Origin of the sequence: Actinomadura fibrosa (assembly GCF_900659615.1) — a bacterium.
In the GTDB taxonomy this organism is placed as follows: Bacteria; Actinomycetota; Actinomycetes; order Streptosporangiales; family Streptosporangiaceae; genus Spirillospora; species Spirillospora fibrosa.
In genome coordinates this window covers 1-7,394 of record NZ_CAACUY010000354.1, presented here as the reverse complement: position 1 = coordinate 7,394, position 7,394 = coordinate 1, and the positions used below count along the sequence as shown (strand labels likewise).

Genomic DNA, 7,394 nt, shown 5'->3' with positions numbered 1-7,394 from the left:
GGCCCGTCCGCTCGTCCCGCGGCCCCGCCCCGCACTGGCGGCACCGCGGCCGGTGGCGCCCGCGCCGAAGCCGAGACCCGCACCGAAGCCGCCGGCCCGCACCGTCGCCCGGCACGCCGTGCCCGTGGCCATGAAGGCAGCGCCGACCCGCCGCAAGCCGCTCGACACCATGCTCGTCATGGTCGTCATCGCGGTCCTCGTGAGCGCCGGCACCGCCATCGCCTTCGCCCACTGACCACACCCTTCCGAGCGAGACCTCCGAGCGAGACCTTCGCGGTCCCGCGACGCTGCGGCGCCGAGATCGCGCAGGGCGCGCAGGACGCCCGGCCGGGCCCGGCGGAACGGCCTTCGCACGGCCTCATCCGCCGGGCCCGCCACCACCGGCCGCAAGGCCGGAACCCCGACCGGACCGCGGCGCTCACCGGCGGCTCGGGCACCGAGCCCGCCCCACCCGCCCGCGCGGCCGCTTCCGTCAAGCGAGGGCCCTGGCCAGGTAGGGGGCGGTGCGGCTGGCGGGGTTCGCGGCGACGTCGGCGGGTGTGCCCTGCGCCACGATCCGGCCGCCGTCGGCGCCGCCGCCGGGGCCGAGGTCGATGACGTGGTCGGCGGACGCGACGACGTCCATGTCGTGCTCGACCACCACCACCGTCGCGCCGCCGTCGACGAGGGCGTGCAGCCGGTCGGTCAGCAGCGCCGAGTCGGCGGGGTGCAGGCCCGTGGTCGGCTCGTCCAGCAGGTACAGGATCCCGGCGCGGCGGGCCCGCCGCAGCTCCGCCGCCAGCTTGATCCGCTGCGCCTCGCCGCCCGACAGCTCCGTCGCGGGCTGGCCCAGCCGCAGGTAGCCGAGGCCGACGTCGGCGAGCGCGGCCAGAGCGCGCGACGCCGCCGGCACCTCGGCCAGCAGGTCCGCGGCCTCGTCCACGGTGCGGGCCAGGACGTCCGCGATCGTGGCGCCGTTCCAGGTGACCTCCAGCGTCTCCGGGTTGTAGCGGGCGCCGTGGCAGACGTCGCAGACCGCGTAGGTGGACGGCAGGAACAGCAGCTCCACGGAGATGTACCCCTCGCCCTGGCAGTGCTCGCAGCGCCCGCCCGGCACGTTGAAGGAGAACCGCGAGGCGCCGTAGCCGCGCGCCTTCGCGCCGGGTGTCGCCGCGAACAGCTTCCGGACCGTGTCGAACAGCCCGGTGTAGGTCGCGAGGTTGGAGCGCGGCGTCCGGCCGATCGGGCGCTGGTCCACCCGCACCACCCGCTCGGACGCCGCCTCGGCGTGGGCGGCGAGCGCGTCCGCCAGCGTCGACTTGCCCGACCCCGACACGCCGGTGACGGCGGTGAACGCGCCCAGCGGCACGTCGGCGTCCAGGCCGCGCAGGTTGTTGCGGGTGACGCCGCGCAGCTTCAGCGTGCCGGACGGCTCGCGCGGCTCCCGGCGCCGTCGGGGCTCCTCGCCGAACAGGAAGCGGCGCGTCACCGACTCCGGGACGTCGCGGAGGCCGGCGACGGGCCCGCTGTGCAGGACCCGGCCGCCGTGGACGCCCGCCCCGGGCCCCACGTCCACGACCCAGTCGGCGTGCCGGACGACCTCCAGGTCGTGCTCGATCAGGAACACGCCGTTGCCCGCCGCCCGGAGCCGCTCCAGCACCGTCATGAGCGCCTCGGTGTCGGCCGGGTGCAGCCCGGCGGACGGCTCGTCCAGCACGTACACGACGCCGAACAGCCCCGACCGGAGCTGCGTGGCGATCCGCAGCCGCTGGAGCTCGCCCGCCGACAGGGTCGGGCTCGGCCGGGACGTGCTCAGGTAGCCCAGGCCGAGCTCGGCGAGCACCTCGATCCGGGCGGTGAGGTCACGGGCCAGGACCGCAGCGGGGCCGTCGCCGTCCAGATGGGGGCGCAGGACGTCGGCGAGGCCAGTCAGCGGCAGCGCGGCGAGATCGGCGACGGTGCGCCCGGCGAAGGTGACCGCGAGCGCCTCGGGGCGCAGCCGCAGCCCGCCGCAGGCCGGGCAGACCGTCCCGGCGAGGAACGACGCGGCGCGCTCCCGACGCTTCTCGCTCTTGGAGTCGGCGTAGGCGCGCAGCACCAGCCGCCGGGCGCTGGAGTAGGTGCCCTGGTAGGGGCGGTGGATGCGGTGCGCCTCCCGTACCGGGTGGACGGTCACGACGGGCTGCTCGTCGGTGAACAGGATCCAGTCGCGCTCGTCCTGCGGCAGGTCGCGCCACGGGCGGTCGATGTCGTACCCGAGGGCGTCGAGGATGTCGCGCAGGTTCTTGCCCTGCCAGGCGCCCGGCCAGGACGCGATCGCGCCCTCGCGGATGCTGAGGGACGGGTCGGGGACCAGCGACTCCTCGGTGACCTCGTGCACCTCCCCCAGCCCGTGGCAGGTGGGGCACGCGCCGGCGGCGGTGTTGGGCGAGAACGCGTCCGAGTCCAGGCGCGCGGCGCCCGGCGGGTAGTCGCCAGCGCGGGACATCAGCATCCGCAGCGAGTTCGACAGCGCCGTCACCGTCCCCACCGAGGACCGCGACGACGGCACCGAGCGGCGCTGCTCCAGCGCCACGGCGGGCGGCAGCCCGGTGACCTCCTCGACCGCCGGTGCCGGGACCTGGTCCAGCAGCCGCCGCGCATAGGGCGCCACCGACTCCAGGTACCGGCGCTGCGCCTCGGCGTACAGCGTCCCGAACGCCAGCGACGACTTGCCCGACCCGGACACGCCCGTGAACGCCGTCAGCGCGTCCCGCGGGACCGCCACGTCGACGGCGCGCAGGTTGTGCTCGCGGGCGCCCCGCACCCGCACGTACGGATCATCGGCCGCCCGCTCCATGATCCGCACACTACCGGCACGTTCCCGCAGGCCGGCGCGGCCGGGGGGCGGCTCAGGTGTGGCTCAGGGGCGGCTCAGGGGCGGCGGCCCACGCCCCCGAAGAGCAGGAAGCGCTCGGGATTGGGCTCGGGGTCGCCTTCGGGACGCCACAGCGGGACGTACACCAGTCCCGGGTCGAGCATGTCCCACCCGTCGAAGAAGTGGAGGATCTCCGAGTGGGAGCGGGACACCGCCGGGGACGTCGCCCGGTCGTACAGCTTGCCGATCGCGGCGGTCTTGCCCGGCTGCGCCTCGTGCGTGAGGTGCGACAGGACGACGTGGCTGCCCGCGGCGCCGGCGTCGCGGAGGGTCGCGACGATGCCCGCCGGGTCCTCGTGGTCCTTGACGAGGTGCAGCGCCGCCACCAGCAGGAACGCCACCGGGCGGCCGAGGTCGACGACGCGCTTCAGCTCGGGGTGGGCGAGGATGTCGGCGGGCCGGCGCATGTCGGCCTGGATCACGGTCGTGCGGTCGTCGCCCGCGAGGATCCGCCGGCTGTGCGCCACGGCCACGTCGTCGTTGTCGACGTAGACCACGCGCGCGCCCGGGTTGACGGCCTGCGCGATCTCGTGGACGTTGCCCTGCGTCGGGATCCCGGAGCCGATGTCGACGAACTGCTCCACCCCCGCCTCGGCGACGGTCCGGACCGCGCGGCGCAGGAACGCCCGGTTGGCCTGCGCGAGCTCCCGCGCCTGCGGCTCGATCCGCAGCAGACCGGTCGCCAGATCACGATCTGACGCGAAATTGTGCGATCCGCCGAGCAGGAAGTCGTACACCCGTGCGACGCTGGGTCTCTGGCTGTCGACCTCGGGCGGGATCCACTCGGAGTCCATGCATCGTCTCCCTGAGGGCCGAAGGGGCGCGTCCGCGGGCCAGCGTAACGCGAGTCGCCGCGTTGCGGCCGCGGTCCGCCGGCAGCGCCGGAACGTGCCCGAAGCAAAGCCCGGGAACGGCCCGGAACACGCCCGACAACGCCCGAACCAGGCCCGAACCAGGCCCGAACCAGGCCCGAACCAAGCCTGAACCATGCCCCCACCATGCCCGGACAGCGCGCGGACCGCGCCCGGACAGTGAAGGACCGATGCCTGAGGAACCGACGCCGGAGCCCGCTCCGGTCACCGTCCTACTCACTCCGGACGGCGAGATCACCGGGTGGAGCGACGGCGCCGCCCGGCTGTTCGGCCGCACCGCGGGCGAGGCCGTCGGGGCGCGGCCGGCCGCGCTGCTCGGCCCGGCCGCCGCCGACCGGCTCGCCGCCGCACTGAAGATCGCGGCGGAGGGCGCGCCCTGGCGCGGCGTGCTGCCGCTGCCGGACGGGAACCGGCACGTGGCGTGCGACCCGCTCACCGCCGCCGGCGGGCGCGCGCTGGTCCTGCTGACGGTGTCGCCGTCCACCGCCGCGAACCTGGAGCTGCTGAACGAGGCCGGCCGCCGCATCGGGTCGACGCTGAGCCTCGGCCCGACCGCCCGCGAGATCGTCGCCGTGACCGTCCCGCGCTTCGCCGACGCCGGCGCCGTGTACGTGCTGGAGCGGCTCCTCGCCGACGACGACCGGCCCGCCGCCGAACCCGACGGGTCCGCGGTCGTGCGGCGGCTCGCGGTCGCGTTCGCCGACGACGACCCCCGCGACTGGGCCCGCGAGTTCCCCGTCAACGAGGTCATCGTCTACCCGCCCGCCACCCCCTACGCGCAGGCGCTGACCACCGGGCGGACGATCGAGTTCGGCGGCGGCGCCGTCCAGGACACCCTCGCCCGCCGGACGGGCCGCCTCCTGGACGGCCTGCTCGACCACGTGTCGCTGCTGGCGGTGCCGCTGGTCGCGCGGGGCCGCGCGCTCGGGTTCGCGGTGTTCAGCCGCAAGCGCGGCCGGCTGCCGTTCACCGCCGCCGACACCGCGCTGGCCACCGAGCTCGCCGGCCGCGCCGCGACGTCCATCGACAACGCGTGCCTGTACCGGCGCGAGCACCGCACCGCGACCGCGCTCCAGGCGAGCCTGCTGCCCGCCGCCGTCACCGCGCCGCCCGGCCTGGAGATCGCGCACCGCTACCTGCCGGCCAGCGCCGGCGTCGGCGGCGACTGGTACGACGTCGTGCCGCTCGGCGGCGACCGGATCGCGGTCGTCATCGGCGACGCCGTCGGCCACGGCGTCGCCGCAGCGGCCGCGATGGGGCAGCTCCGCGTCGCCGCGCACACCCTGGCGAGCTGCGCGTTCGGGCCCGGCGAGGTGCTGCGGCGCCTCGACGCGATCGCCCAGGACCTGGACGCCGCGCAGTTCGCGACGTGCCTGTGCCTGGCCTGCGACCCGGCGACGCTGCGCTGCGAGCTGGCGTGCGCGGGCCACCCGCCGGCGCTGGTCGTCCGCCCCGACGGGACGGCCGTGCCGTTCGGCGCGCCGCACGGGCTGCCGCTCGGCGTCGCCGACGCCGAGCACCCCGCCTCCTACGAGCAGGTCGCGGCCTCCCTGCCGAAGGACGCGACGCTCGCGCTGTACACCGACGGGCTCGTCGAGCGCCGCGACAGCCACCTGGACGCGGGCATCGCCCGGCTCGGCGCGGCGATCGCCGCGTCCTGGTCGGCGTCGCTGGACGACACCGCCGACGGGGTCCTGGAGATGCTCGCCGACCAGCGCGACGCCGACGACATCGCGCTGCTGCTCATCCGCCCCGCCCCCCGCTGAGCCGAGCCCCGAGGGGTGGGGCGGCGCGCACAGGCGCGAGGGCTACAGGCCGGGGATCTCGTGATTGCGGAAAGCGTCGACGAAGAACTTATGATCTTCGCGGACGACCTCGGCGTATCCCGTGCCGAACTCCACCATCGCCTCGACGAACGCCGACTCGTCCGGGCCGATCACGGCGCTGATGGCGTCCTCGACCTGGAAGCCGACCAGCGTGTGGTCGGAGTCGGTGTCGGACACGCAGTGGACCTTCGCGGTGGCGCGGCCCAGGTCGTCCAGCACCGACAGCATCTCCTCGGGCTCGGTGAGGCCGCCCCAGTCCAGGTCCGCCTCGTAGGGGGACAGCTCCTGCACGACGTAGCCGACCCCGCCGATCTGGGTGTAGCCCAGCCACGGGTCGGTGTTGGCCTGCAACGCGCGCCGCGACACCGCCGTGCGGTGCCCGTGGTGCAGGAAGTACTCGCGGATCCGGGCGTCGTCGACGACGCGGCTCGGCGCGGCGACGTTCCCCTGCTTCATCGACAGGATGACGTCGTTCTCCAGCGCCTGCGTGTTGCCCTCCACCAGGATGTTGTACGCCGACAGCCCCGCCGACCCGATGCCGAACCCGGACGCGCCGACGATGTCCTTCACCTGGTAGGTGAGGCTCCCGAAGCGCTTCTCCGCCGGGATCGTGTCCAGGTACTCGCGGTAGGCGGCCTCGACCTCGGCGCGCTCGGCGTCGTCCAGGCGGCGGACGCCGGCGCGGTCGCGGAACCGGCGCTCGGCCCCGTCCACCGTCGTCATCCCCGCCAGCAGGTCGATGCGGGTGCCGCCCATCGCGGCGACCAGCACGTCCCGGACGTAGCCGTCGGCGGAGTCGAGCGTCAGCGCGAACCGCTCGTCGCCGGTGTGCGCGGCGAACGTGCGGACCTGGTCGACGTAGGCGCGCACGTACGTCTCGATCAGCCGGCGGATGTCGGCGTCGGAGATCGCCTTCTGCCACGCCAGCAGCGCCAGGCTCGCGACGAGCCGCTTGACGTCCCAGGTGAAGTGGCCGACGTAGGCCTCGTCGAAGTCGTTGACGTCGAACACGAACACGCCGTCGTCGTTCATGTAGGTGCCGAAGTTCTGCGCGTGCAGGTCGCCCTGGATCCAGACGCGGCCGGTGCGCTCGTCGGCCCACGGGTCGTCGTCGTGGACGATGTCGGCGTAGAACAGGCAGGCGCTGCCCCGGTAGAACGCGAACGGGTCGGAGGCCATCTTGCGGAAGCGGCGGCGGAACTCGGCGGGGCTCCGCTCCATCAGGTCCGAGAAGGCGTCCACCAGGACGTCCACGATCTGCGCCCGGCGCTCCTTCGGATCGCGCCCGCGCAGGTCCTCGGTGATGCTCGCCATGCCTTCTCCCTCGATGCTCCGCTCGATCCCGCCGCGTCTTCGGGCGTTCCCGGTCATTCTGCCGAATCGGCGGCGGCGCGGGCGGTGAACAGCGCGCGAACCCCCGGTTCCGAGCGCAGCAGTTCCAGCGCCGCCTCCGCGTGCCCCGGCACGTAGCCGTTCCCGATGAGCATCGTGACGTCGGCGGCGAGGCCCTCCGCGCCGAGGGCGGCCGCGGAGAAGGACGTCGCCATCGAGAAGAACACCACGGTGCCGCCCGGCGCGGTCGCGAGGATCGCGCCGTGCTCGCAGCCCGGGACGTCCACGCACACCACGGTCACGTCGGCGGGCGCGCCGATCGCCGCGGCAACCGCGACCGGGTCGCGGGCGTCGGCGCGGACCACCGCGTCGGCGAGCCCGGCGGCGGACAGGCGCGCCTCCTCCTCCGCCGTCGGCACCAGCCCGATCACCCGGGACGCGCCGGCGCGGCGGGCCGCGGCGAGCGCG

Annotated in this window: 6 protein-coding genes; 2 read left to right on the top strand and 4 right to left on the bottom strand. The window is 75.2% G+C overall.

The genetic code is table 11. The features are described from left to right. On the top strand, nt 1–235 hold a 235-nt coding region (locus E1300_RS51965), incomplete at its 5' end, for a hypothetical protein (protein WP_207400361.1). A 237-nt stretch (nt 236–472) separates the two neighbouring features. Here the strand turns inward: E1300_RS51965 and E1300_RS45870 are convergent. Both E1300_RS45870 and E1300_RS45865 read right to left on the bottom strand, forming a co-directional pair. Further along, nucleotides 473–2,818 (bottom strand): ATP-binding cassette domain-containing protein, encoded by a 2,346-nt coding sequence (locus E1300_RS45870; protein ID WP_131763551.1) that lies wholly within the window; start codon nt 2,816–2,818, stop codon nt 473–475. 74 nt (nt 2,819–2,892) lie between these two features. Then, complete coding sequence (locus E1300_RS45865; RefSeq protein WP_131763550.1) at nt 2,893–3,690, bottom strand: SAM-dependent methyltransferase; 798 nt, start codon at nt 3,688–3,690, stop codon at nt 2,893–2,895. Between the two features lie 248 nt (nt 3,691–3,938). On the opposite strand from E1300_RS45865, the gene E1300_RS45860 reads away from it, so the two are divergent. After that, entirely contained in the window at nt 3,939–5,534 is a 1,596-nt protein-coding gene (locus tag E1300_RS45860) for a PP2C family protein-serine/threonine phosphatase (protein WP_131763549.1), read from the top strand. A 42-nt stretch (nt 5,535–5,576) separates the two neighbouring features. Here the strand turns inward: E1300_RS45860 and E1300_RS45855 are convergent, their stop codons facing one another. Together E1300_RS45855 and E1300_RS45850 are read right to left on the bottom strand one after the other, a co-directional pair. Beyond that, complete coding sequence (locus E1300_RS45855; protein ID WP_131763548.1) at nt 5,577–6,908, bottom strand: DUF2252 domain-containing protein; 1,332 nt, start codon at nt 6,906–6,908, stop codon at nt 5,577–5,579. 53 nt (nt 6,909–6,961) lie between these two features. After that, a partial coding sequence (locus E1300_RS45850) for a zinc-binding dehydrogenase (RefSeq protein ID WP_165503299.1) occupies nt 6,962–7,394 on the bottom strand: 433 nt, incomplete at its 5' end.